The sequence below is a fragment of the Paenibacillus sp. GCM10023250 genome (genome assembly GCF_042653205.1).
Lineage (GTDB): Bacteria > Bacillota > Bacilli > Paenibacillales > Paenibacillaceae > Paenibacillus_Z.
Genome location: NZ_JBHSHY010000006.1, coordinates 104,349 through 129,690 on the forward strand (window position 1 = coordinate 104,349; position 25,342 = coordinate 129,690).

The 25,342-nt window shown below is 59.5% G+C and carries 24 protein-coding genes and 1 riboswitch; of the genes, 22 read left to right on the top strand and 2 right to left on the bottom strand.

The window, feature by feature from the left end:
• Positions 1–25 precede the first annotated feature (25 nt).
• On the top strand, positions 26–679 hold the full coding sequence (locus ACFPB1_RS07920) for a metal-dependent hydrolase (RefSeq protein WP_379223767.1): 654 nt from the start codon (positions 26–28) through the stop codon (positions 677–679).
• A 104-nt stretch (positions 680–783) separates the two neighbouring features.
• Here ACFPB1_RS07920 and corA read toward each other — a convergent pair whose 3' ends face one another.
• Positions 784–1,719, bottom strand: coding sequence for a magnesium/cobalt transporter CorA (corA, locus tag ACFPB1_RS07925; RefSeq protein WP_379223772.1), 936 nt, complete (start codon positions 1,717–1,719; stop codon positions 784–786).
• A 502-nt stretch (positions 1,720–2,221) separates the two neighbouring features.
• Positions 2,222–2,329: riboswitch (SAM riboswitch) on the top strand.
• A gap of 94 nt (positions 2,330–2,423) precedes the next feature.
• Between corA and metA the strand changes: the two genes are divergently transcribed.
• From metA to ACFPB1_RS07980, 11 genes are all read left to right on the top strand, one after another.
• The gene (metA, locus tag ACFPB1_RS07930) at positions 2,424–3,341 is read left to right on the top strand and encodes a homoserine O-acetyltransferase MetA (RefSeq protein WP_379223774.1); all 918 of its coding nucleotides are present in this window, start codon (positions 2,424–2,426) and stop codon (positions 3,339–3,341) included.
• A gap of 42 nt (positions 3,342–3,383) precedes the next feature.
• A complete protein-coding gene (locus ACFPB1_RS07935) occupies positions 3,384–4,544 on the top strand; it encodes a PLP-dependent transferase (RefSeq protein WP_379223776.1) in 1,161 nt (386 codons plus the stop codon).
• Between the two features lie 3 nt (positions 4,545–4,547).
• A complete protein-coding gene (locus ACFPB1_RS07940) occupies positions 4,548–5,726 on the top strand; it encodes a trans-sulfuration enzyme family protein (RefSeq protein ID WP_379223778.1) in 1,179 nt (392 codons plus the stop codon).
• Between the two features lie 179 nt (positions 5,727–5,905).
• The gene (gene mqnC, locus ACFPB1_RS07945; protein WP_379223781.1) at positions 5,906–7,039 is read left to right on the top strand and encodes a cyclic dehypoxanthinyl futalosine synthase; all 1,134 of its coding nucleotides are present in this window, start codon (positions 5,906–5,908) and stop codon (positions 7,037–7,039) included.
• A gap of 760 nt (positions 7,040–7,799) precedes the next feature.
• On the top strand, positions 7,800–8,777 hold the full coding sequence (locus tag ACFPB1_RS07950) for a putative sporulation protein YtxC (protein WP_379223783.1): 978 nt from the start codon (positions 7,800–7,802) through the stop codon (positions 8,775–8,777).
• Positions 8,778–9,161: 384 nt separating this feature from the next.
• Positions 9,162–11,099: a threonine--tRNA ligase gene (gene thrS / locus ACFPB1_RS07955; protein ID WP_379223785.1), complete on the top strand. Its 1,938-nt coding sequence runs from the start codon at positions 9,162–9,164 to the stop codon at positions 11,097–11,099.
• 198 nt (positions 11,100–11,297) lie between these two features.
• Entirely contained in the window at positions 11,298–11,765 is a 468-nt protein-coding gene (locus ACFPB1_RS07960; protein WP_379223937.1) for a 3D domain-containing protein, read from the top strand.
• A 113-nt stretch (positions 11,766–11,878) separates the two neighbouring features.
• Positions 11,879–12,403: an RNA polymerase sigma factor gene (locus tag ACFPB1_RS07965; RefSeq protein WP_379223787.1), complete on the top strand. Its 525-nt coding sequence runs from the start codon at positions 11,879–11,881 to the stop codon at positions 12,401–12,403.
• A gap of 139 nt (positions 12,404–12,542) precedes the next feature.
• On the top strand, positions 12,543–12,671 hold the full coding sequence (locus ACFPB1_RS07970) for a hypothetical protein (RefSeq protein ID WP_379223789.1): 129 nt from the start codon (positions 12,543–12,545) through the stop codon (positions 12,669–12,671).
• A 216-nt stretch (positions 12,672–12,887) separates the two neighbouring features.
• Positions 12,888–13,265, top strand: a complete 378-nt coding sequence (locus ACFPB1_RS07975) for a hypothetical protein (protein ID WP_379223791.1) — start codon at positions 12,888–12,890, stop codon at positions 13,263–13,265.
• Positions 13,266–13,457 carry a hypothetical protein gene (locus ACFPB1_RS07980; protein WP_379223793.1) on the top strand — a complete coding sequence of 64 codons (192 nt, stop codon included), beginning with the start codon at positions 13,266–13,268 and terminating at the stop codon, positions 13,455–13,457. It begins immediately after the preceding gene.
• Here the strand turns inward: ACFPB1_RS07980 and ACFPB1_RS07985 are convergent.
• A complete protein-coding gene (locus ACFPB1_RS07985; protein WP_379223795.1) occupies positions 13,454–14,752 on the bottom strand; it encodes an ammonium transporter in 1,299 nt (432 codons plus the stop codon). The two genes, ACFPB1_RS07980 and ACFPB1_RS07985, sit on opposite strands and share 4 nt — an antisense overlap.
• Positions 14,753–15,015: 263 nt before the next feature.
• Between ACFPB1_RS07985 and liaF the strand changes: the two genes are divergently transcribed.
• The 10 genes from liaF to aroF all read left to right on the top strand — a co-directional run bounded on the left by liaF (position 15,016) and on the right by aroF (position 25,309).
• Complete coding sequence (gene liaF, locus ACFPB1_RS07990; RefSeq protein ID WP_379223797.1) at positions 15,016–16,245, top strand: cell wall-active antibiotics response protein LiaF; 1,230 nt, start codon at positions 15,016–15,018, stop codon at positions 16,243–16,245.
• A gap of 7 nt (positions 16,246–16,252) precedes the next feature.
• Positions 16,253–17,299 (top strand): histidine kinase, encoded by a 1,047-nt coding sequence (locus ACFPB1_RS07995; RefSeq protein WP_379223799.1) that lies wholly within the window; start codon positions 16,253–16,255, stop codon positions 17,297–17,299.
• Positions 17,286–17,951, top strand: a complete 666-nt coding sequence (locus ACFPB1_RS08000; RefSeq protein ID WP_379223801.1) for a response regulator — start codon at positions 17,286–17,288, stop codon at positions 17,949–17,951. Before ACFPB1_RS07995 ends, ACFPB1_RS08000 begins: the two co-directional genes overlap by 14 nt.
• A gap of 57 nt (positions 17,952–18,008) precedes the next feature.
• Positions 18,009–18,422, top strand: a complete 414-nt coding sequence (locus tag ACFPB1_RS08005) for a YugN-like family protein (RefSeq protein ID WP_379223803.1) — start codon at positions 18,009–18,011, stop codon at positions 18,420–18,422.
• Positions 18,423–18,606: 184 nt separating this feature from the next.
• Complete coding sequence (locus ACFPB1_RS08010; RefSeq protein ID WP_379223805.1) at positions 18,607–20,229, top strand: S1C family serine protease; 1,623 nt, start codon at positions 18,607–18,609, stop codon at positions 20,227–20,229.
• Positions 20,230–20,402: 173 nt separating this feature from the next.
• On the top strand, positions 20,403–21,095 hold the full coding sequence (locus ACFPB1_RS08015; protein WP_379223807.1) for a response regulator transcription factor: 693 nt from the start codon (positions 20,403–20,405) through the stop codon (positions 21,093–21,095).
• Positions 21,096–21,101: 6 nt separating this feature from the next.
• A complete protein-coding gene (locus tag ACFPB1_RS08020) occupies positions 21,102–22,565 on the top strand; it encodes a sensor histidine kinase (RefSeq protein WP_379223809.1) in 1,464 nt (487 codons plus the stop codon).
• Between the two features lie 68 nt (positions 22,566–22,633).
• A complete protein-coding gene (locus tag ACFPB1_RS08025) occupies positions 22,634–23,584 on the top strand; it encodes a 4-hydroxy-3-methylbut-2-enyl diphosphate reductase (protein WP_379223811.1) in 951 nt (316 codons plus the stop codon).
• Between the two features lie 19 nt (positions 23,585–23,603).
• Positions 23,604–24,113 (top strand): DUF2062 domain-containing protein, encoded by a 510-nt coding sequence (locus ACFPB1_RS08030; protein WP_379223813.1) that lies wholly within the window; start codon positions 23,604–23,606, stop codon positions 24,111–24,113.
• Positions 24,114–24,247: 134 nt separating this feature from the next.
• On the top strand, positions 24,248–25,309 hold the full coding sequence (gene aroF / locus ACFPB1_RS08035; RefSeq protein ID WP_379223815.1) for a 3-deoxy-7-phosphoheptulonate synthase: 1,062 nt from the start codon (positions 24,248–24,250) through the stop codon (positions 25,307–25,309).
• Positions 25,310–25,342: the final 33 nt, after the last annotated feature.

A 25,342-nucleotide genomic window follows, 5' to 3' on the forward strand; every position in this document is an offset into this window, starting at 1 on the left:
TCGAGAGAGGGAGAGGACACGCAACATGAAAGGAACGACGCATCTCGCGATCGGCGTCGCGATCGGCGTCGCGGCCGCGGCAAGCCACCCGTTCGAGGCTAAGCATGCCGCGCTCTACGTCGCGGTGGCGGCGTTCTCGTCGCTCAGCGCGGACTTGGACGGCACGAGCTTGCTGAGCGGCAAGCTGAACCGCACGGCCAAGATCGTCCATTGGCTGATGATCTGGGGCGGCATCGCGCTCGTCTCCGCTGCGGCCGGCGTATACATCGCGCAAGGGGAACTGCGCCTGACGTGGGCGGTGCCGGCGGTGACCGTACTGCTGCTCGGGCTGGTGCTCGGCAACGGCGCCATCCGCAACGCGCTCGTATGCGCGATCGGGCTCGGGCTTATATATGGCGGGTACGCCGGGGACATGAACTGGCTGATCGGCCTCGGCGCCTTCATCGCCTGGGTGCCTTGGCTGAACCATCGGGGCTTAACCCATACGGTCTGGGCGGCCGCGGCCTGGTGGGGAATCGGCTTGGGGCTGGAGCGGCAGCTGCCGCTGGACGGCATCGCCCAGACGGCGCTGTGGGGCTATCTGTCCCATCTGATCGCCGACACGCTGACGCCGAGCGGCGTCAAGTGGCTGTATCCGCTGACGAAGAAGACGTTCAAGCTGCCGATCGGCAAGCTGTAATATCCGCCAAGCGGGCACGGTGGTGACCCGCGCACATACGAAAAAGCTCTCCAAGGACTTGGTCCGCGGAGAGCTTTTTGTCGCTTCAGAGCCATTCAATTCAGTCAGAGCCATTCCTTCTTGCGGAAGATGAAGAACATGCCGAAGCCGAGCAGCAGCATGAACGTCAGCAGGACGTATGAGCCGCCGTGCAGATGAAGCAGCGGAATGTAATCGAAGTTCATGCCGTAGATTCCGGTCAGGAACGTGAGCGGCATGAAGATCGTCGTCAGCGCCGTGAACACCCGCATGATTTCGTTGGCGCGGTTGGCCAGGCTGGACTGATAGGCCTCGCGCAAGTTGCCCATGAGATCGCGGTACGTCTCGAACGTCTCGGCGATCTTGACGGCGTTCTCGTAAATGTCGCTGAAATATTTTTGCAGCTGGTCGTCGATCAGCTTCAGGTCTTTTTTGTTGAGCGTCGCGATCAGTTCCTTCTGCGGGCCGAGCACCTTCTTCAGCCACAGAATTTCGGACCGGAGCCCGATGATTTCGTTCAGATGCGATTTCTTCGTATGCATGAGGATATCTTCCTCGAGACTTTCGATGCGCACCTCGATCCGGTCCCCGACGAGGAAGTAATTGTCGACGACGATGTCGACGAGATGATACAGGAAATAGTCGGGCCGGCTGACCTGCTCCTCGAGCAGAATCGGCTTCAACGTGCGGAGTTCGTTGATTTTTTGCTTCGTAACGGTAATGATATAATGGCGGCCCAAAAAAATGTTAAGCGCCCGCAGGAAAATTTCTTCATCGTCGAACCGGATGCTGTTGATGACCAGGAAGTAATGGCCTTCGTGAATTTCGATTTTCGGACGCTGCTCCTCTTCGCTCAAGCAGTCCTCGACCGCCAGATCGTGCAGCGAGAACAGCGGCTGCAGGACTTCCAGATCGTCAACGCCCGCGTCGATCCAATAGAACCCTTCGGCAGGCGGGGTCGTCGCCGTCATAATGTCTTCGACCGGCGTGAACACGCCTTGCGTTACGTGACGGATTTTCATCCGCGCTCCTCCTCTCTTGCCCTAGTGCTGTTTGTTTCCCGGATGCCGGCATGAGGAAGGAAGCGTGAGCGAATACGCCTGTCGGCCATTCGCTTCACCGCATTGTATGTAAAGCGGGGAGGTACGAATAGGATCGAACGGGCGCAAGCGGACACGCTGCTGTTCCTGCAAGCCGGTAATCGATGCGGACGCGCGCATGAACCGCGGCGAAATGCGCGGATTCTATGCGGTTGTCCGCAGGCCTCGGGTCGCCTTCCATATTCGCAAACACCCCTTCGTACGTTCGATTTCGATCGCATTCGCGCAATCCTTGTCTAGTATACTCCGACAATGTCTTTCCATACAAGAAGAAAAGCGGCGCGCATCCCTACGTCTTACCATATGCGGGGAAAAGCCCGCCGTGACAGGTTTTTTGCCCGCTCCGGCGGGTTTGCCTTGACGGCAACCGCGGAATGAATTAAAGTATTTCCATAACGTGATTCCACAATTAAATAAGCAAGCTTTCTTATCAAGAGCAGGCGGAGGGACTAGCCCGATGAAGCCCGGCAACCGGCGTGCGAACGCACGGTGCTAATTCTTGCGGAAACGTTACGTTTCTGAGAGATGAGAGGCGCATGTACGATAAAGTGATGCCCCTCTCTGCGGAGAGGGGCTGTTTTCGTTCCGCGCTCCTCAGGGAAAATACACGACTGGAGTGACTAGACATGCCGATTAAAGTACCTGATCAATTGCCCGCGAAAGACATCCTCTCGGAGGAGAATATCTTCGTGATGGACGAGAGCGTCGCGTATCACCAGGACATCCGCCCGCTGCGGATCGCCATTTTGAATCTGATGCCGAACAAGGAAGTGACCGAGACGCAGCTGCTGCGGCTTATCGGCAACACGCCGCTTCAGGTCGAGGTCGTCCTGATCCATCCGAAGACGCATACGTCGAAGAACACCTCCGCGCAGCATCTGGACTCGTTCTACAAAACGTTCGACGATATCAAGCATTTGTATTTCGACGGCATGATCATTACAGGCGCGCCAGTCGAGACGATGGATTTTGAAGACGTCAACTATTGGGAAGAACTGAAAGATATCATGGATTGGTCCGCGCGCAAAGTCACGTCGACGTTCCATATCTGTTGGGCTGCGCAGGCGGGCCTGTACCATCACTACGGCGTGCCGAAGCATGACCTGCCCGAGAAAATGTTCGGCGTCTTCCCGCATCGGATCGAGAAGCGCAACGTGCCGCTGATGAGAGGCTTCGACGAGTTGTTCTTCGTGCCCCAGTCGCGCCATACGGAAGTGCGACGCGAGGATATCGAGAGCGTAGGCGATCTGGACATTCTGTCGCATTCGCCGGAAGCCGGCGTCTACCTCGTCGCTTCCCGCAACGGGCGCCAGATCTTCGTGACGGGCCATTCCGAGTACGATCCGACGTCGCTGAAAGCCGAATACGACCGCGACCAGGCCAAGGGCATGGACATCGCCATACCGAAAAATTACTACCCGAACGACGATCCGTCGAAGCTGCCGCTGTCCACCTGGCGCGCGCACGCGAACCTGCTGTTCTCGAACTGGCTCAACTACTACGTGTACCAGCAAACCCCTTACGACCTGGGGGCAGGCATTTAAGCTTCATCTAAATACGCTACGGAGAGGGAGAGACCGCAGTCCATGAAAATCGAAAGCCGCCTCGCGCAAATTGGATCCATTAAAGAGCCCGTTACCGGAGCCGTCAGCTTCCCGGTGTACCAATCGACCGCCTTCCGCCACCCGCGCCTCGGAGAGAGCACCGGCTTCGACTATGCACGCACGAAGAGCCCGACTCGCACGGTCTTGGAAGAAGCCGCGGCGGAGCTGGAGTCCGGCGACGCCGGCTTCGCCTGCAGCAGCGGCATGGCCGCGTTGACGACGATATTTTCGCTGTTCGGGCAGGGCGACCACCTGCTCGTGTCGCTCGACCTGTACGGCGGCACGTACCGTCTGCTGCAGCGGATCCTGTCCCGTTATGGCGTGACCGCTTCCTACGCGGACACGAACGATCTCGACGCGCTGAACATGCTCGTCACGCCGTCGACGAAGGCGATTCTCATCGAGACGCCGACCAATCCGCTCATGATGATCACTGACCTCGAACGCGTCTGCGCTTGGGCGAAATCCAAGAACCTGCTCAGCATCGTCGACAACACGCTGCTGACGCCGTTCTTCCAGCGTCCGATCGAGCTCGGCGCCGATATCGTCGTGCACAGCGCGACGAAGTACCTCGGCGGCCATAACGACGTGCTGGCCGGCCTCATTGTAACAAAGGGCAAGGAGCTGTCCGAGCAAATGGCGTTCCTGCACAACTCGCTCGGCGCGGTGCTCGGGCCGCAGGATTCATGGCTGCTCATGCGCGGCATGAAGACGCTCGCTCTGCGCATGGAGCGCCATCAAGCCAACGCGACGGCGATCGCGAACTGGCTGCTGACGCACGAGGCGGTCGACGCGGTGTATTATCCGGCGCTTCCGCATCACCCCGGGCACGAGACGCAGAGCCGGCAGTCGTCCGGCAACACCGGCATTTTCTCGTTCCGCCTGAAGAACGCGGCGTACGTTGAGCCGATTTTGCGCCACGTCAAGCTGATCGCGTTCGCCGAGAGCCTGGGCGGCGTCGAGTCGCTCATGACTTATCCGGCGGTGCAGACGCACGCGGACATTCCGCTCGAGATTCGCGAGCGGATCGGCGTCGACGACCGGCTGCTGCGCTTCTCCGTCGGTATCGAGCATCAGGACGACTTGATCGCGGATCTGGCGCAGGCGTTCGAAGCGGCCAAACGCGAAATCGGGGAGGTCTAGGACATGTCGAACCAACAAGAGCGGGAACCGAACAAGAAGCCCGAGACGCAATTCGCCACGAAGCTGATCCATTTCGGCTCGGAAATCGACGAGCATACCGGCGCGTCCAGCGTGCCGATCTATCAGGCGTCGACGTTCCACCATCACGATATTTTCAACCCGCCGGTCCATGATTACAGCCGTTCCGGCAATCCGACGCGGCAAGCGCTGGAAGACTACATCACGGTGCTCGAAGGCGGCGTCCGCGGGTTCGCCTTCGCCTCCGGCATGGCCGCGATCTCGACGGCGTTCCTGCTGTTCTCGGCCGGCGACCACGTCATCGTGACGGAGGACGTGTACGGCGGCACCTACCGGCTGCTGACCACGGTGCTGAACCGGCTCGGCATCGATTCTACGTTCGTGGACATGACGGATTTCGAAGCGGTCCGGGCGGCGCTGAAGCCGAACACGAAGGCCGTCTTCATGGAGACGCCGTCGAACCCGACGCTGAAGATCACCGACATCGGCGAAATCGCGGCGTGGGCGAAGCAGCATGACCTTATCACGCTGCTGGACAACACGTTCATGACGCCGTATCACCAGCGGCCGATCGAGCTTGGCGTCGACATCGTGCTGCACAGCGCGACGAAGTTCCTCGGCGGCCACAGCGACGTGCTGGCGGGACTGGCCGTCGCGGCGAGCGACAGCCTCGGCCGCCGCTTGAAGCAGCTGCAGAACGGGCTCGGCACGGTGCTCGGCTCGCAGGAATCGTGGCTGCTCATGCGCGGCATGAAGACGCTGCAGGCGCGCATGGAGCACAGCGAGCGCAGCGCGCGCAAGCTGGCGGAATGGCTGAACGCGCATCCGGCTGTGACGCGCGTCTACTTCCCGGGCTTGGCGGACCATCCGCGCCGGGACGTGCATGAGAAGCAGTCCAAGGGCTACGGCGCAGTCGTCTCGTTCGACGTCGGCGACGGCGAACGCGCGAAAGCGGTGCTGTCCCGCGTGAAGATTCCGCTCGTCGCGGTCAGCCTCGGCGCCGTGGAGAGCATCCTGTCGTATCCGGCGATGATGTCCCACGCCGCGATGCCGCGCGAGGTGCGCCTCGAGCGCGGCATCACGGACGGCTTGCTGCGGTACTCGGTCGGCCTGGAAGACATCGACGACCTGATCGCGGATTTGGAGCAAGCGCTGAACGGATAAATAGCGCAAAAAATGCAATGCGCGGCAGTCCGGACGGACTAGCCGCGTTTTTAGTCAAGTTGGCGGAGATTGCTCGCCCGGACGTCAAATGACGGCCGCTATCGTTTTATGGTAGACTGAAGTGAACCGATTAGAACCGATAAGGTACGGAATTGGATAGAGAGAAGGAGGTCTCCGCATTGCAAAACGTGGACCGCATACTGGATCAAGCATTGCAGGGGAATCGCATCGGATTGGAAGAGATCGTGACGCTGTTCGAATCCGACGAAATCGAAAAAATGGGTCATGTCGCCAATCAGCTCATGCTGCGGCGCCACCCGGAGCCGATCACGACGTTCGTCATCGGCCGCAACATCAACTATACGAACATCTGCGACGTCTATTGCCGCTTCTGCGCGTTTTACCGTCCGCCGGGCTCGAAAGAGGGCTACGTGCTGCCGGATGAGACGATCTTGCAGAAGATCAAGGAAACGACGGACGTGAACGGAACCGAAATCCTCATGCAGGGCGGCGTCAATCCGGATCTGCCGTTTACGTATTATTTGGAGCTACTGCGCAAGATCAAGCAGCAGTTTCCGAAGATTACGATGCATTCGTTCTCGCCGGCGGAGATTCAGAAGATGGTGACGCTGTCGGGCTTGCCGCTGGAGCAGGTGCTGATTGAGCTGAACCAAGCTGGTCTCGATTCGCTGCCGGGCGGCGGCGGCGAGATTCTCGACGACCGCACGAGACGGAAGATCAGCCGCCTGAAGGGCTCCTGGACGGATTGGATGGACGTCATGCGCACCGCGCATAAGGTCGGCATGAACACGACGGCGACGATGGTCATCGGCTTCGGCGAGGAGATGGAGGAGCGCGCGCTCCATCTGCTCCGCGTCCGCGACGCGCAGGACGACTGCATCGCGAACGGCTACAATTCCAAAGGCTTCCTGGCGTTCATTCCGTGGACATTCCAGCCGGAGAACACGAACATGAAGCGGGAGAAGGCGACGCCGGAGGAGTACTTGAAGACGCTGGCGATCAGCCGCATCGCGCTCGACAACATCGACAACTTCCAGTCGTCCTGGGTGACGATGGGACCGGAGATCGGCAAGCTGACGCTGTCCTACGGCTGCAACGACTTCGGCAGCACGATGATCGAGGAGAACGTCGTCTCCGCGGCAGGCACGACGCACAAGGTCAACATCGGCTCGACGCTGCAGATCATCCGCGAAGCGGGCAAAATTCCGGCGCAGCGGAACACGAAATACGAGATTCTGAAAGTTTTCGAGGGATCCGAACAAGCCGCCAACGATTTCATCATGCAAAATTAAATCATAATAGCGAAAAGCTTCCTTTCGGCGAAACCGACGTTTTGCCGAAGGGGAGCTTTTTTGCGTGCCAGCGGCCCGGCTTCGCCATCCAGGCGTACGCCAGATGCTGCGGTTCCTGCTGCCACATCCACCCTTTCATCCCAAGCTCCCGCCAGTGCAGCCAGCGCATTCATCGTATATCTGGTTTCGCTGAACCATATACTGTTAAGGAACCTCGAAGTCGCGGATTCGGCCCGTAAATGCAGGACGTTCCGGCTTGCGGAAAGCCTCGCGCCGTACCGCGGTTTACGGCATGCATGGCCGGCAAAGCGCCCGGCTGAAACCGAATCGCAACCCATGTGCGCTGACCTTTGCAGGCCCGATTAAGGACCTTGCACTCGCCTCAAACCAAATAACGGCGCAGCTTATGCGTTCGAAGATATTTATGTCCGTATGAGCGGCCGCCAATGACGCACCATATAGCTTCCACACCGGTTTTTGCACAAAAAAGGCAAGAGAAATCGGCCTCTGCATTCGCAAAAACTTAAGCCTATGCTTTCGAAGTTAGTTTTTGCTCTAACTGGTCGGCCCACCCCCGACCAATCAATAACGCAAAAACTTACGCTTATGCTTTCGAAGTTAGTTTTTGCTCTAACAGGCCGAGAAATATCGGCCTCTGCATTCGCAAAAACTTAAGCCTATGCTTTCGAAGTTAGTTTTTGCTCTAACTGGTCGGCCCACCCGACCAATCAATAACGCAAAAACTTTTAGGAGTGAGCCTATGGAACTTTTCACCGTTTCTTTGCACTCGGCTTCTACCGAAGCGATCGATCGGCTCCACCGGTATTTATGCGAAGAACTTGCCGATTTACATAGCGCCGGTCACGCTGCCTTCGCCGGATTCAGCCGACCTTCCCATACGGGCATGGAGATCGTCTGCGTCGCCGACCTGCCGCGGTTCCGGCTGCAGGACGACGGGCCGGCGGTTTACCGGACGGCGTCGGTCGCGTTCGCGCGCTATATTATGAACGAGCTCGAGCCCATGCTGCTGCGGGCGATCATCCGCAAGCAGTACCGCTACGAGGAAGCGGGGGAGATCGAGACGGTGTCGCGCTACTGCCACAACATTTTGTATGGCTCCGGAACCGCGGCGCCGCAGGAGGAAGACAACGCCGCGGATATGCGCCATTCGGACCGTGAACGCAGACTGGGCAAAATCGCCGACGAGCTGGAACTGTTCCTGGCGAGCAACACGCGCCTTCATCTGGACGGGTTCGTCTCGTTCCGGCTGGCATCCTACTGGCAGGAGCTGCGCGACGTCGTGGCTTATGCCGTCGACGAATACGTGATGGATAAACAGTACCAGGAGTTCATCTCGCTGCTAAAATATTTCGTGCGCATGCAGGAAGTGAAGCTGCCGATCGTGCACGTGCTCCATCGGGGCGGCAGCGAATTCGTGCTCTATGATCAGGAATTCCAGCTGCTCGATACGGTGCCGGCCGACCGCATCGTGGCCGAGATGCTGGAATCCGAGATGAATATGGAGGACATGATCGTCAGCACGCTGATCACCGTGTCCCCGCAGCAGATCGTCATCCACACCAGGCAGCCGGAGCTTCCCGTCATGCGGACGCTGGAGACGATTTTCGAGCAGCGGGTCCGACTGTGCTGCTCGTGCGGCCAATGCGGCCATCTTTTCGACGAATCCGGCCGCCCGAGTCCCGAGTCCGGGAAGCGGGTCCGCAACGTCAGCCCGTAAGCTGGAAGCGGGTCGGGCTTGACCTTGCCGTCCCCGCGTCATATAATTAAGGTATCTAAAAGCATTGACAAAGACATGTATCTCCGTGATCGCACGGCCCAGAGAGAGGAGCCTCGGCTGAAAGTTCCTCGCGCTGCAGCGGCGATATACCCCTTTGTAGCTGTGAGGTTGAAACCAAGCGTCACGTTTGGCGGTAAGCCGCACCGGTTCGTTCCCGTTACGGAACGTCGACAAGGATCGGCCCCTCGCTTCAACGCGGAGACCGCCGATTGAATTAGGGTGGAACCACGGGTCAATGACAAGCACTCGTCCCTTCGCGGGATGCGTGCTTTTTTTATTGCGCGCAAGTCCGCAGCCAATAACGATCTGGGAGGAACGAAGGACATGGCAATTCAAATCAAGCTGCCGGACGGCGCCGTCCGGGAATACGCGCAGGGTACGACGATCGAAGACGTCGCGGGCTCGATCAGCAGCGGGCTGAGGAAGAACGCCGTCGCCGGCAAAGTGGACGGCAAGGTGGTCGACCTGTACACGCCGCTCGAAGGCGATGCCGCGCTCGAAATCGTGACGCTGGATTCCGCCGACGGGCTCGAGGTGTACCGGCACAGCACGGCGCATCTGATGGCGCAGGCGATCAAGCGGCTGTTCAAGGACCGCAGCGTGAAGCTCGGCATCGGTCCGGTCATCGAAGACGGCTTCTACTACGACATCGATATGGAAGAGCCGCTGACGGCCGATGATTTGGCGAAGATCGAGAAGGAAATGGAGCGCATCGTGCAGGAGGATCTGCCGATCCGCCGCCGCGCGGTCAGGCGCGAAGAAGCGGTGGCGATTTTTACGGAAATCAACGACCCGCTGAAGCTGGAGCTGATCCGCGACCTGCCGGAGAGCGCGCAAATCACCATTTATGACCAGGGTGAATTCTTCGATCTGTGCCGCGGCCCGCATCTGCCGTCCACCGGCCGGATCAAGGCATTCAAGCTGCTCAGCGTGGCCGGCGCTTACTGGCGCGGCGATGCCAAGAACAAGATGCTGCAGCGCATCTACGGCACGGCGTTTCCGAAGAAAGCGCAGCTCGACGAACATCTGCATTTCCTCGAAGAAGCGAAGAAGCGCGATCACCGCAAGCTCGGCCGTGAGCTGAAGATGTTCACGTTCTCGCGCGAAGTCGGCCAAGGTCTGCCGCTCTGGCTGCCGAACGGCGCCCGCGTGCGCAGAACGATGGAGCGTTATATCGTCGATCTCGAGGAGCGTCTCGGCTACCAGCATGTCTACACGCCGGTATTGGCGAACGTGGAGCTGTACAAGACGAGCGGCCACTGGGAGCACTACCAGGAAGACATGTTCCCGAAAATGATCATGGACAACGAGGAGCTCGTGCTTCGTCCGATGAACTGCCCGCACCATATGATGGTGTACAAGAGCGAAATGCGGTCGTACCGCGATCTGCCGGTCCGCGTCGCCGAGCTCGGCACGATGCACCGCTACGAAATGTCCGGGGCGCTGACGGGCCTCCATCGCGTGCGGGCGATGACGCTGAACGACGCGCATATCTTCGCCCGTCCGGACCAGATCAAGGAAGAATTTGCCCGCGTCATCAATCTGATTCGCCAGGTGTACGAGGACTTCGGCATTAAGGAATACCGGTTCCGTCTGTCCTACCGCGATCCGCAGGACACGGAGAAGTACTTCCAGAACGACGAGATGTGGGAAATGTCGCAGCGCATGCTGCGCGAGGTCGTCGAGGAGCTCGGCCTGCCGTTCTACGAGGCGGAAGGCGAAGCGGCCTTCTATGGTCCGAAGCTGGACGTGCAGATCAAGACGGCGCTCGGCAAGGAAGAGACGCTGTCGACGGCGCAGCTCGACTTCCTGCTGCCGGAACGCTTCGAGCTCGAGTACGTCGGCGACGACGGCAAGAAGCACCGTCCGGTCGTCATTCACCGCGGCATCATCAGCACGATGGAGCGCATGACGGCGTTCCTGCTCGAGAATTTCGCGGGCGCGCTGCCGCTCTGGCTGTCCCCGGTGCAGGCGAAGATCATCCCGGTCTCAACGGCTTACGAAGCGTACGCGCGCGAAGTCGAGGAGAAGCTTCAGCACGCCGGCATCCGCGTGGAGAGCGACCTGCGCAACGAGAAGCTCGGCTACAAAATCCGCGAGGCGCAGCTCGAGAAGGCGCCGTACATGCTCGTCGTCGGCGAGAACGAGGCGAATTCGGGATCCGTATCCGTGCGCAAGCGCGGAGAAGGCGATCTCGGCTCGAAGCCGGTCGCGGAGCTGATCGCGCTGCTGCAGGCTGAAATCGCGTCGAAACAGATTTAACGCCGGACGCGGCAGTATCACATGCCGCATAATGCTTGTCGTCATGGGGAATCCTTCGTGGTAAGGAGGCTACTAATCCACATGACGACAAGCTTTTTACCGCTTTACCGGATCTTGGCGGCTTGCGCCGCGGCGATCCTGTTGCTGAACCAAGTTTTCGAACTGGAATGTACGGCAGCCGGCACCGTCCGCGCGAACATGCCGAAGGAGGAGCGGGAAGTCCGCGAATCGGTCATGGCATCCGTCACGGCGAACAACGTACGTCCGATGCAAGTCGTGGCGACCGGCTATACCGCCGGCGTGGAATCGACGGGCAAGCGGCCGGGACATCCCCAATACGGGATCACGTATTCCGGCGTCAAGGTACGCCGCGATTTCGTATCCACGATCGCCGCGGATCCGAAAGTCTTCCCCATCGGGACCGTGCTGTACGTACCGGGTTACGGCTACGGCATCGTTGCGGACACGGGGTCCAAGATAAAAGGGAAGAAGATCGATCTGTATTTCGAAACGAGGAAGCAGGTCTTCACGCAATGGGGCAAACGCAAAGTGACGGTATACGTGCTGAAGCGCGGCAACGGCAAGCTGACCGAAGCCAGATTAACCCAGCTGAACGAGGCGGTTACCGCCGAGAAGACGCTGCCTCGGGCGTTGCTGGAGTCCTAACGATAGAAGCGGGAATGTTCGACGCGAGCCGTTGAACATTCTCTTTTTTTTGCGGAATCGCTGTGCTACAATTATTGTAAACGGTATCATGGGCGGAGTGGAGGCGGTTAGGCATGAACGGCGATCTGGGGCCTTCAGATGAACGGAGCCGGGCGGATAGGCGGCCATTCGACATGTTCGAGGACAAGCTGCTGCAGTTGTACCAGGAGATGATCGCGGTCGCGCTCGCCAAAGTGTACAACAAGTCGGATGCCCAGGACGTCGTTCAGGAAGCGTGGGTGCGGATCTTGACGAAGCGGCACTCGCTTCGCGAGACGGACAAGCTGCAGGCGTGGGCGAAGGCGATCACGGCCAATACCGCCTCCAACGCGAACCGGCGGTCGCGCCGCGTGCTGCCGTCCGGAGACCGGGAGTGGAGCGACGGACTTCCGGCCGCGCGCGACGAAGCCGACATCATCCTGGAGATCCGGGAGCTGCTGGGCGAGCTGGATCCCAAGACGAGGGCGCTGCTGCTGTACAAGTTCTACTACGGCTACAAGGACCGGGAGATCGCGGCCGCTTGGCAGGTGCCCGTCGGCACGATCAAGGCGCGGATTCACCGCACGAAGCTCCGGTTGAAGCAATGGATGATGCCCTGAAGGCAGGGAACAATCCCTTTGCACAGAGCATGCTTGAGCATTGGGCAGCTCCCGGTTAGCCGGCCCCGACTCGAACGGCCCATTACATAAACGCTTTGCGCTCCTGCCATACTAATTAACGTACGGGAGGTGAGCAGCAATGGCGAAAAACAAAAACAACAAAATGAACGCGTCGACGCAATCGAAGTTCAATGCGGAGTTCGCGTCCGAAAACGCATCGATCAACAACGGGAAGTCGAAGGCCGCTTCGCAAAAAGCGGAGAAATAACATAAACTCGCCTTGCGGCGCGAAGAGGGACCAGCAGCGGTCCCTCTTTTCATTTGCGGCCGCGCCGGCACCGGCCCATGGATCTGTGTGATGGGAGCTGACATCGGCGACAATTTATTGCCGTTTTTTCAGCGGATAAATGGTTTTCAAACGGCGGCGGATCAGGTAAGATAGGAATTGTAACGATTTATGACATGCAAGGATAGAGGGGTTGTCATGACGGATCCAATTTCCTACATTCCGCCTTCGCGCATGAGACATCGCAAGGCCGCCGAAGTCATTCCGTTCCTAAGCTCATACATCGCCAAGCGCGAACAGGAAATCGCGGAGATCGAACAGATGGTCGAACGCTACGAGAAGCGGCGGCAGCAGGAGGAACGCAGCTACCAGTCGATGTCGACGCTTCGCCGGCTGCTCTCCGGGAAGAAGCCCGCGCATCATCTGGCCGTCGAGTACATCCACTACGTGAAGCGCCCCATGGAGAAGGTCCGCACCCTGCGTCTTGAGATCGAGCAGGCGCGCGCCATCCTGAATACGCCCGATCCTTCCGCGATCGTCGCCGTCTCGAGCGACATGGCGGACGAGATGAACTAAATGGCCTTGAAGGGAACGAAGGCCAATATTGAGGAATCAAACGATGAAGTGAAAGCCGAACATGCAAGGAATCCAGACCGCTCCGAGCCGGGGCGGTTTTTGTTTGCTTCCAAGCATGCCAATAACGCCGGCTCCCCGCCAGACCTCTCGGTCTCGTTCGGTAAGCCGGCGTTCTCGGAAGATCGCGCCTAGTCGTGTCTTGGCGTCAAGCGTTCCACGTCGAGGAAATCGTGATCTTGGTTGTAGGCGGGCACGCCGTGGATGCCGACGTCAAGCCCGATCAGCTCCTCGTCCTTCGAGACGCGGACCGGCATGACGCGCTTGATGAGCAGGAACGACAGCCAAGTCAGCCCGAAGCCCCAGACGCAGACGACGGCGAGACCGAGCGCCTGTACGCCGAGCAGCTGCCAGCCGCCGCCGTAGAACAAGGCGGCATACTCCTGGCCGACTCCTTTGGTCATCGACGGCATGGCGAACAACCCAACAGCCAGCGTGCCCAGCGAGCCGCTGACGCCGTGGACGGCGAAGGCCCCTACGGGATCGTCGATGCCTCTGCTCTCGAGCAGCTCCGTCGCGAACACCATCGCAACGCCGCAGACGGCGCCGATCACCATGGCGGCGCCGTCGGAGACGAACGAGCAGCCGGCGGTGATGCCGACGAGCCCGGCCAGCGAGCCGTTGATGACCATCGGCGGGTCTGCCTTCTGGTAGCGGAACATCGTGAATAGGATGCATGCCGCGCCGCCGGCTGCCGCGGATAGCATCGTCGTGACGGCGATATGGCCGATGGCGCCGTTCGTTGCGCTGAGCGTGCTGCCCGAGTTGAAGCCGAACCAGCCGAACCAGAGAATGAAGGCGCCGACGGACGCGAGCGGAAGGTTGGAAGGGGGGACGATGTTGCTTTTGCCGTCCGCCGTGAATTTGCCGATCCGGGGACCGATGAAGATGGCGGCCGCCAGCGCGGCGAAGCCGCCGAGCGCGTGAATGACCGCAGAGCCGGCGAAGTCGATCATGCCGAGCTTGCCGAGCCAGCCGCCGACGCCCCAGACCCAGTGGCCGGCGAGGGGATAGATGAGACCGGTCATCGCGATGGCGTATAGGATATACGCTTTGAAATGAATGCGTTCCGCGACCGCACCGGAGACGATGGAGATGACCGCGATGACGAACGCGCACTGGAACAGCCAATACGTTTCATGCGAGATGTCGAGCTGGATATGCGACAAATCCCCGCGCAGCAAAAACCCGGACCAGCCGATCAAGCCGCCGGCGTCCTTGCCGTACATCAGCCCGAAGCCGAGGAAATAAAAAACGAGCGCCCCGAACGTGATGTCGACGAATACCTTCATAATGATACTGACGGCGTTCTTCTGCCTGACGAAGCCGGCCTCGAGCAGGGCGAACCCGCCTTCCATGAGCAGGATCATCGCGGCGGTGAGCACGACCCAGATCGTATTGAGTCCGGAGGAAAGCACTGCCGTATCCATGATCACCAACTCCTTCCAAATCTGATGTAAGGTATTAGAGGTAGTTCGTAGTCCGACACTCATTATATAAGCGCCGCGTAAGCGATGTCAACGCGCGAAGTGACAAGATGTGACATCAGTATGTAAGCGCTAACGGGATGAAGCCGGCTCTCCGTCTCGAGACGTAGCCGGCGTTCAATCGTCAGACCCTTTTATGCCGCTTGCGCCTTCCGTTATACTGGGAGTACAAACCTTGCACTACGATTTGGGAGCTGGTGGCGTTAATGAATGGTAATTTTATCAATCGTTTAATGTGGGGCCTCTTGATCATCGTCGTCGGCGTCGGGCTTCTGCTCCGTCAGGGAGGCTACGCCGACTTCGACATCGGGGCGATTTTCTCCGTCTACTGGCCCGTCATTCTGATGTTTCTGGGGGTTCAGGGGCTGCTCCAGCGGATGGCGTACGGACGCGGAAGCGCATTTGGGTCCGGTGTGCTGCTCGTACTCGGGTTTCTCTTCCTCGGACGCAATCTGGACCTGTTCGTCTGGTCGGTCGGCGACATGATCAAATTCGCCGGTCCGCTCATTCTCATTGTCTTCGGAATCTCCATGATCTTTAAGCCGAAGGCCAAGAAACGCGGCGACGAAGCGAAGGACAAGTGGAAGGACGACTGGCAGGCGTACAACTACGGGCCGACCGAGGAGCCGCCTGCACCGCCGCAAGCGCCGCCGCCGCCGCCGCTGCATCCGGATCCGACGAAGGCGTCGTTCGATTTCGGCGACGGCGGGGCGGATGGGATGGAAGCGCCGTCCGGTCAAGGCGGCGAGCAGGCGCAGGGACCGCGCCAATCGGCACCGGAACGCGCGCAAGACCCGCGTCAAGGCCCGCACCAAGGCCAAGGGCCTTATCAAGGTCCGCGGCGGGAACGGCCGGAGGGCGAAGCGGGCGGAGGCGTGCCCCCGTACGGCCAAGGGTTCCCGAACCATCCGCATCATCATAAGCGGATGAGCCACGCCGAGCGTCACGCGATCCACGCGGCGAAAGTCCGCGAACGGATCGAGCGCCGGCACTACCAGCGTTATCAGCGGCATCTGCAGCGCAAAGACCGCGTGGAATGGTGGAATCACGATCCGAACGTTCAGACCCGTTCGGGCTTCATCGGCGACATTTATTTGGGGCACGATTACTGGGAGCTCAAACCGATGAACATTTCCCACTTTATCGGCGACACGGTGCTGGACCTCACGAAGGCACAGATCGTGCCTGGCGAGACGGTGATCAATATCTCGTCCTTCATCGGCGACGTGAAGGTGTACCTCCCGAACGATTACGAATTCGGCGTGCACGTGGTATCGAGCGCGTTCGTGGGCGACGTGGCGGTGCTGGAGCAGAAGGAAGGCGGCATCTTCAAAAACATCGATGTGGAAACGCCGTATTTCCAGGAGATGGACAAAAAAATCATTCTGCACGTCAGTACGTTCATCGGCGATGTGCGGGTCACGAAAGTAGGCTGATCCGCGGATGATGGTGCGTTTGTTTCGCAACAGCAAGTGGGACATGATATTGCTCTTCGTCTGTTCCTCCGTCGTATCGGTGCTGATCTGGGAGCTCGGCTGCGGCCTGCTGCCGGACGAGGGACCGCAAAACGACTGGTGGATCGGGATCGCCGCCTTGTTCCTGCTCGTCAGCGCCGGCTTCGGCTACTGGGCGGCCAAGCGGATCCAGCGCCAGATCGACATGATGGTCATCGGCCTCAAGCAGGCCGCCCACGGCAATTACGGCACGCGGCTCCCGGAGGAAGGGGCGTTCACGCCGGCGTTTCGCGAGTTCAACGATATGCTGGAATCGCTGGACGAGCGCATGCAGTGGATCCAGCGTTCCGGCGAGGAACAGGTCATGCGCGAGACGGCCTCCAACGAGGCGGCCGTGCTGGAAGAACGCCGCAGGCTGGCGCGCGATTTGCACGACACGGTCAGCCAGCAGCTGTTCGCCATTCATATGTCCGCCTCTTCGCTGCCCAAGCTGCTGGAGCTGAATCCCGACCGCGCGAGCGGCGTTATGGATCAGCTCATCAGCATGTCTTCGATGGCGCAGAAGCAGATGCGCGGCTTCATCGCCCAGCTCCGTCCGATGGAGCTCGAGGGCCGCTCGCTGCAGGAGGCGCTGGACAAATGGTTTCCCGATTACTGCCGGCAAAACGGCCTTCAAGGCGTGCTGGAGTGGCGGGTCAAGGAAAAGCTGTCGGAAGCGAAGGAGCATCAATTGTTTCTCATCGTCCAGGAGGCGATGGCCAATATCGTCAAGCACGCGGGCGCGCAGACGGCGCTGCTCACGGTGGCCGAGACCGAACGGCAAATCGTCATGACCTTGCAGGACGACGGCGCGGGCTTCCGGGCCGATCAAGTGAAGCGCGGATCGTACGGTCTGTCCACGATGCGCGAGCGGGCAAGCAAGCTGGGCGGCGACGCCTCGATCATCAGCAAGCCGGGAAGCGGAACGAGAGTCCGCGTCACGCTGCCGAATTACGTGAACCATAAAGGAGCCGATCGAAACGATGAGCGCGAATGACGGATGGAAAATCATGATTGTCGACGACCATGACATGGTGCGGGCGGGCTTGCGCACGTATTTAATGCTGGACCCGAAGTTCGAGGTCGTCGCTGAAGCCGCGAACGGCCAGGACGCGATCGACCAGCTGCGCGCCGGCATTCCGGGCGGTCCGCCGCAGCTCATGCTGATGGACCTCATGATGCCGGTCATGGACGGCGTGGAAGCGACCCGGATCATCATGCAGGAGTATCCGCAGCTCAAGATCGTCATGCTGACTAGCTTCCTCGAGGACGAGAAGGTCGTCGCGGCCGTCGAAGCCGGCGCGGTCAGCTACGTGCTCAAGACCGTGTCCGCGGAAGAGCTGATCTATGCGCTGAACGGCGCGGTGAAAGGCATGCCGGTCATGACGCACGACGTCTCCCAGGCGCTCACGCGCGGCCTTCGGCAGCGGAGCGCGCAAGGCGCGGACGAAGGCTTGACCGACCGGGAGAAGGAGGTACTGCTCTTGATCGCCGAAGGCATGTCGAACAAGGAAATCGCCGACGAGCTGCATATCAGCATCAAGACGGTCAAGACGCACGTCAGCAACCTCTTAATGAAGTGCGAGCTGGAGGACCGGACGCAGCTGGCCGTCTACGCGCATCGAAAAGGTTGGGTAAAAACGGGATAAGGGTTAGCGAGGAGGGGCATCTTACCGGTATACCAAGGCTAAGAGGAGAATGCCCCGATGATCCCCCTGGAATCGAAGCTGGAGTCAAGCGAGAAGGAATTTACCGAAGTGAGAGACATGCTCGAAGAGCATGCGTTTGCGTTGGGCGGCAACTGGGACTACGCACACGGTTATTTCGACCGCTCCTTGGACGAGGAACGGATGGTATGGCTGCGCATGCCGTTCAACGTGATCAACGGCAGCATCGACGAGGATACGCAGGATTTGGACGCCAAGATCCGGATCGGCCGTCCGTTCGTGCTCAAGCATGTGTACAACGAAGGGCTCGACGCGGAAGCGCATGTCAGTCCGATCGGCAGCCTGATGGACCAATTCCAGGAGCCGGTCGACGCCGACGCCGAAGTGGAGTCCAAGTGGGTCACCCAAGCGAAAAAAGTGCTTGCCGAAGTAGAGGAACGCCTGCTGCACTAGCGAAGTTGATAGACAACGTATCGAGCCGGGTAAGCTGCACAGACAGCTTCCCGGTTTTTTATGTGCCATTATAATAATTTTAAGTTTGATTTAAGGTAGATTGTGCAAGATAGAACTATAGAACGAACCAACCAAAACGTAAGTCAGCGTCAACACCCATGGGAACTTTAAGGAGGAATGCAGGATGGACGATCAGAACAAGAAGAACGACTACGACGATTTCTTCAAACCGGCGGACGGCCGCGACGCCGGAAACGATGACGGGTCGACCCATAGAGCGCAAGACGACGAGCACGAGGGAGAAGGCGCCGGCAAAGCGTCCTACTATTATTCGTACGGGCCGTTCAAGCCCGGCTCCGACGCCGGCCGCGGCGAGGACGATGACATGCGGGATCGGCAAACGAGCACCTCGCCGAGCGCGCACAACGTGGAAGTGACGCCGCCGGCGCAGCTCCGGCCGTTCGCGCCGTCCCAATCGGCGCGCGGCTGGCAGCCGAAGGAATCGCGCCGCTCGCCGTTCAAGGCGATGTTCGCTTCGTTCCTCGTCGGCGTCGTCGCCGTCGGCTCGCTTATGTACGTGTCCGATAAGCAAAATTGGTTCACGTCGGAGCAGGCGTTGTCCCAGCAAGCACCAAGCTCGGCCTCCTCGGCGATCGGCAAGGCGGGCGACAACGGCAGCGTGTCTTCTGCGGCGGACGTCGTCCGGCCGAACAATATCGCCCAGCTGTTCGAGAAATCGAGTCCGGCCGTCGTCAAGATCGAGACGTTCACGCGGCAGTCGTCGCAAGGCCAGCAAGGCGGCTCCGGCAGCTTCGACGATTTCTTCAGCCAATTTTTCGGCGACCAGTTCGGCGGGCAAGGTCAAGGCGGCGGCCAGGATAACGGCAGCCAGGATAACGGCGGCCAAGGCTCCGGCGAGCTGACGCCGGAAGGGATCGGAACCGGATTCTTCTTCGATGCCAGCGGCTATATTCTGACCAATGAGCACGTCGTCGACGGGGCGGACGAAATCCGCGTCACCGTGCAGGGCACGAGCCAGCCGTACGTGGCCAAGAAACTCGGCTCGGACTACAACCTCGACCTCGCGGTGCTGAAGGTCGAAGGCAAGAACCCGTTCCCGACGCTGCCGCTCGGCGATTCCAACAAAATCAACATTGGCGACTGGGTCGTCGCGATCGGCAACCCGTACGGCTTCGACCATACGGTGACGGTCGGCGTGCTGAGCGCCAAGGAACGTCCGATCAGCATTCCAGATAGCCAAGGCACCCGCGAATACCAGCACTTGCTGCAAACGGACGCGTCGATCAATCCCGGCAACTCCGGCGGGCCGCTGCTGAACCTGAACGGCGAAGTCGTCGGCATCAATACGGCGGTGAGCTCCCAGGCACAGGGCATTGGCTTCGCGATTCCGACGAGCACGATCACCGAGGTGCTCGATAACTTGAAGTCGAACACGGCCATTCCGAAGAAGCCGATCCCATTCATCGGGGCGACGTTGGCGCCGATCAACGACGCGCTGCAGAAGGAGCTTGAACTGTCGAACAACAAGGGCTCCGTCGTCTCCGACATTATCTACAAATCCCCGGCCTATATGGCCGACCTGAGACAGTACGACGTGATCACGGGCATGGACGGCAAGAGCTACGACTCGCCGGATGACCTGATCGCCGCGATCAAGACGAAATCGGTCGGCGACAAGGTGACGCTGAACATCGTGCGCAACGGCCAGAAGATGGACCTCAGCGTCACGATCGGCAACAAGAACGATTTCGAAGCGCAAACGCAGCAACAGCAGCAGAACCAATAACGCAGCCTGTCGTACCCGAGCAACGACCGAACCAAGGGGCGCAAGCAGTCTTGATGGCTGTTCTTGCGCCTCTTTTTGCGCATGGCGGAACGGATGCGTTTCACCGCCGCGCTGAAGTACGATATAATGTAGAAAGTTTTGGACGAATCGATATTTGACCCTGGGGGATTGCCATGAGACCGCATATCTTGGTAGTGGACGACGACGAGAAGATCACCTCTTTGCTCCGGCGCAGTCTGGCGTTCGAGGGCTATGAGGTGGCAACGGCCAACAACGGCCTGGAGGGCTTGAAGCAGATGCTGTCCAGCGACCCGAATTTGCTGATATTGGACGTGATGATGCCGCAGGTGGACGGCTGGGAAGTGTGCCGCCGGGTCCGGGAGGGCGGCAGCTCCGTGCCGATTCTGATGCTGACCGCCAAGGACGACATCCAGGACCGGGTGCGCGGGCTCGATCTCGGCGCCGACGATTATCTCGTTAAGCCGTTCGCGCTGGAGGAGTTGCTCGCCCGCGTCCGGGCGCTGCTCCGCCGCAAGCCGGATAAGCTCGAGGAGAGCGCGAGCCGGCTGCAGTTCGAGGACCTGACGCTGGACCTCGATTCGCGCGAAGCGATCCGCAACGGAAGACGGATCGACCTGACGGCGAAGGAGTTCGATCTGCTGCAGCTGCTGATGCAAAATCCGCGCCGGGTGCTGACCCGCGACGCGATCATGGATAAAATTTGGGGTTACGACTACAGCGGGGAATCCAACGTGCTCGAGGTTTATATCGCCATGCTGCGCCAGAAAACGGAAGACGGCCGCGGCTCGAGGCTGATCCAAACGGTGCGCGGGACGGGCTACGTGCTGCGGGGAGAAGGAGGCTGAGGCGCGATGTCTATCCGGCTTCGGCTGACGCTGTGGTATTCGGCGCTGCTTGCCGTGACGCTGTTTATATTCAGCGTGTCGATCTATCTGTTCGTCAATTACAATTCCTATCGTGACGCGAAGAACGAAATCCAGGAGCAGCTCCGCAATATGAACATCGTCGGTTCCCTGGATTATTTCAACGGACTTAATTTGGATTTTGATAATCCGTTCGCGAGCAACGTCTACATCCAAGTATCCAACTACACGAATGGCAATATCGTGCAATCGGACAATTTGACGCGGGCGAAAAAGAAGTTTCCGGTACCGGACGCGAACACGGCCCGCGAAGGCTACGTGACGCTCAAAGTCGACCAGTACAAATTTCTCACCTATCAATATCCGCTGCATCTGAAGCAGAACAAGCAGCTGGTCGGCTTGCTGCAGATCGGCGTCTATACGGGCCCGATCGACAATTACATGCGCAACCTTCGTACGATTCTTATCATCGCGTCGTTCGCCGTGATCGCGATCGCCTTCACGATAGGTCTGTTCCTCGCGCGGCAGGCGTTCCGGCCGGTCGAAAACGTCATCCGCGCCGCGAAGAGCATCCAAAACGAGTCGGATCTCAGCATGCGGATTCCGCGGATCGGCCCGAACGACGAGCTCGGCCGCCTGACCGACACGCTGAACGGCATGCTCGGCCGGATCGAGACGACGTACAACGAGCTCGACGACGCCTACAAGGCGCAGCGGCGGTTCGTGTCGGACGCGTCGCACGAGCTGCGCACGCCGCTCACAACCATTCGCGGCAACATCGAGCTGTTGGAGCGGATGTGGCCGCCGGCGCTGGAATCGGGACACCCGGAGACGGGCGGCGAGACCGAGGAGGACCGCCGGATGGCGATGACGCGCGAGGCGATGCACGATATCGCGGGCGAGGCCAAGCGCATGTCGAACCTAGTCAACGATCTGCTGGCGCTCGCCCGCGCGGACGCCGGCTACCAGATGGAGAAGACGCTGCAGCCGCTGCTTCCGCTTGTCGAAGACGTCGCGCGCCGGGCGCAGCTGCTTCCAAGAAACGCCGATTGGAAAATCGGGAACCTAACCGCCATTCACAACGTACAAGTAATTGCGCACGCTGATTTTTTGCGGCAGCTGCTGTTCATTTTCGTGGAAAATGCGTTCAAGTACACGCCAAACGGATATGTCGAAATGCGCGCGGTCCGTTCGCAGGACCAGGCCGGCATCATCATCAAGGATACGGGCATGGGCATGAACGCCGACGAAGTGCCGCATATCTTCGAGCGGTTCTACCGGGCGGACGAATCACGCGGACAGACGAGCGGAACGGGCCTGGGCTTGTCCATCGCGAAGTGGATCATCGACGAGCACGGCGGTTCGGTCGAGGTCTCGACGCGCGAAGGACAGGGCACGACGTTCACCGTCTGGCTGCCGATTGCTTTCCACGACGATGTGAATGAAGTATAATTATTGAGGCGATCCGGCATTCGGTTCGTCAATTGGATGGTTGAGCAGGGAAAGCAGGTGCTGGTTTCATGGAAATTGTGAAAATATCGCCGCGCGGCTATTGCTACGGCGTCGTCGACGCGATGGTGCTGGCGTTGCAGACGGCGCGGAACTTGGATTTGCCGCGGCCGATCTATATTTTGGGCATGATTGTTCATAATAGTCATGTGACGGAGGCGTTCAAGCAGGAGGGCGTCATCACGCTCGACGGCGAGAACCGGCTCGAGATTCTGGAGCAGATCGCGAGCGGTACGGTCATCTTCACGGCTCACGGCGTGTCGCCGGAAGTGCGCAAGCGCGCCGAAGAGAAAGGCTTGACCGTCGTCGACGCCACCTGCCCGGACGTAACCAAGACGCATGATCTGATTCGCGATAAGGTCGCCCAAGGCTACGAGGTCGTCTATATCGGCAAGAAAGGCCATCCGGAGCCCGAAGGGGCGATCGGCATCGCGCCCGGCCACGTGCACCTCGTCGAACGCGAGTCGGACATCGACGCGCTCTCGCTGAACGCGGAACGGATCATCATCACGAATCAGACGACGATGTCCCAATGGGATATCCGCCATCTGATCGGCAAGCTGCTCGAGACGTTCCCGGGGGCCGAGGTGCATAACGAGATCTGCCTGGCGACTCAGGTGCGGCAGGAAGCGGTGGCCGGCCAAGCGAAGGAAGCGGAGCTGTGCATCGTCGTCGGCGACCCGCGGAGCAACAATTCCAATCGGCTCGCGCAAGTGTCGGAAGAGATCGCGGGCGTGCCCGCGTACCGCGTCTCGGACGTATCCGAGATCGAACGGCAGTGGCTGATCGGCAAGAAGAGGGTGGCCGTGACGTCCGGCGCTTCCACGCCGACGCCGCTGACGAAGGAAGTCATCGCCTATTTGGAGCAATACGAGGATGAAAACCCCGAGACCTGGGAGATTCGGCGCACGGTGAATATGGAGAAGCTGCTTCCCGCGATTCGCTCGAAATCGGCCAGGTAAGTGAAAGGAGCGCAACCGCATGTCTTCACCGAGAAAACCGCGCTCGATCAGACGGTGGATCAAATATAAATACACCCAATTGATGCGGGCCCCCGGCGGCCCTTCCATCGTGGCCCTTGGCTTCTCGATCGGCATTTTCGTCGAAATGTTCACGCTCCCGACCTACGGGCTGGCGTTTTTTCTAATATTTCCGCTGATTTACTGGTTCGGGGCCAGTTTGGCCGGCGCATTGGTCGGATTCGTGTTTGGCAAAATCATTTTCATTCCGGTCGCATTCGTCAACAGCATGATCGGCGGCCTCGTCCTGCCGAATCATCTCCAGTTTCATATTCCGGTTATCCCGAATTGGCTGAATCATATTCTGCTGGTGAACTTGAAGCTGATCGTCGGCGGCATCATCGACGGGTTCCTGCTCGGTGCGATCTTCTACTTCCCGGTGCGGTTCGCGATCAAGTACGTGGCGGACAAACGCAAGGAGAAGCGCAAGCTGCGCCGCAACGCGCTGGAGGCAAAGCCGCTCGCGGAATGAATGACCAACAGCCGGTCTCTTGACGAGGCCGGTTTTTTTGGGTATAGTTACTTTAACGGTTAAAAGCATAAAAGCCTAAAAGCGTCGAAGCTTAAAAGCGTATGCGCGTTTAAGTGTGAAAGGGGAACTGATCTATGATCGTCATTACGAAGAACAACGAGCCGGAAGAGCGTATCACGGAAATCGTCCAGCATATTGAGAAGGCCGGTGTGCAGACGCATGTGTCGCGCGGCACGGACCGTACGGTCATCGGTATCATCGGCAAGGCGGAGCCGACGCTCGCGGAGCATCTGCGCCAAATGAAAGGTGTCGAGAACGTCATCAAAATCTCGAAGTCCTATAAGCTCGCGAGCCGCGACTTCCATCCCGACGATACGGTCATCGATATCAAAGGCGTGAAGATCGGCGGCGGCAACCTGACGATCATGGGCGGACCCTGCGCGGTGGAGACGCCGGAGCAGATCGACGAGATCGCGCGTCTGGTCAAAGCGGCCGGCGGCCAGGTGCTGCGCGGCGGTGCGTTCAAACCCCGCACGGGTCCGTACAGCTTCCAGGGCATCGGCGTCGAAGGTCTGGCGATGATGGCGGAAGCGGGCAGGAAGCACGGCCTGCTCACGATCACGGAGGTCATGACGCCGGAGTACGTGGACATTTGCAGCGAATACGCCGATATCTTGCAGGTCGGCACGCGCAACATGCAGAACTTCGACCTGCTTCGCAAGCTCGGCACGGTGAAAACGCCGGTGCTGCTGAAGCGCGGATTCAGCGCGACCTACGACGAATTCCTGAACGCGGCCGAGTACATACTCGCCGGCGGAAATCCGAACGTTATGCTTTGCGAACGCGGAATCCGAACATTCGAAACTTACACGCGCAACACGCTCGATCTCGCCGCCATTCCCGTCCTGCAGGAGCTGAGCCATCTGCCGGTCATCTCCGACCCGAGCCACGGCACGGGCCGCCGGGAGCTGGTCGAACCGATGTCCAAGGCATCCGTCGCCGCGGGCGCAAACGGCCTCATTATCGAGATGCACACGGATCCCGACAACTCGATGACGGGGGACGGCGTGCAGTCCCTGTTCCCGGACCAATTCGCGCGGCTGCTCAAAGAGCTGGAACAGCTTGGAAACCTGGTCGGCAAGCGGTTCGATACGCCGAAGGAAGACGCGGAATACTTCAAGACCTGGATTAAATAATCGCCGCAAAACGGCGTCGCTATAGGGTTTGCA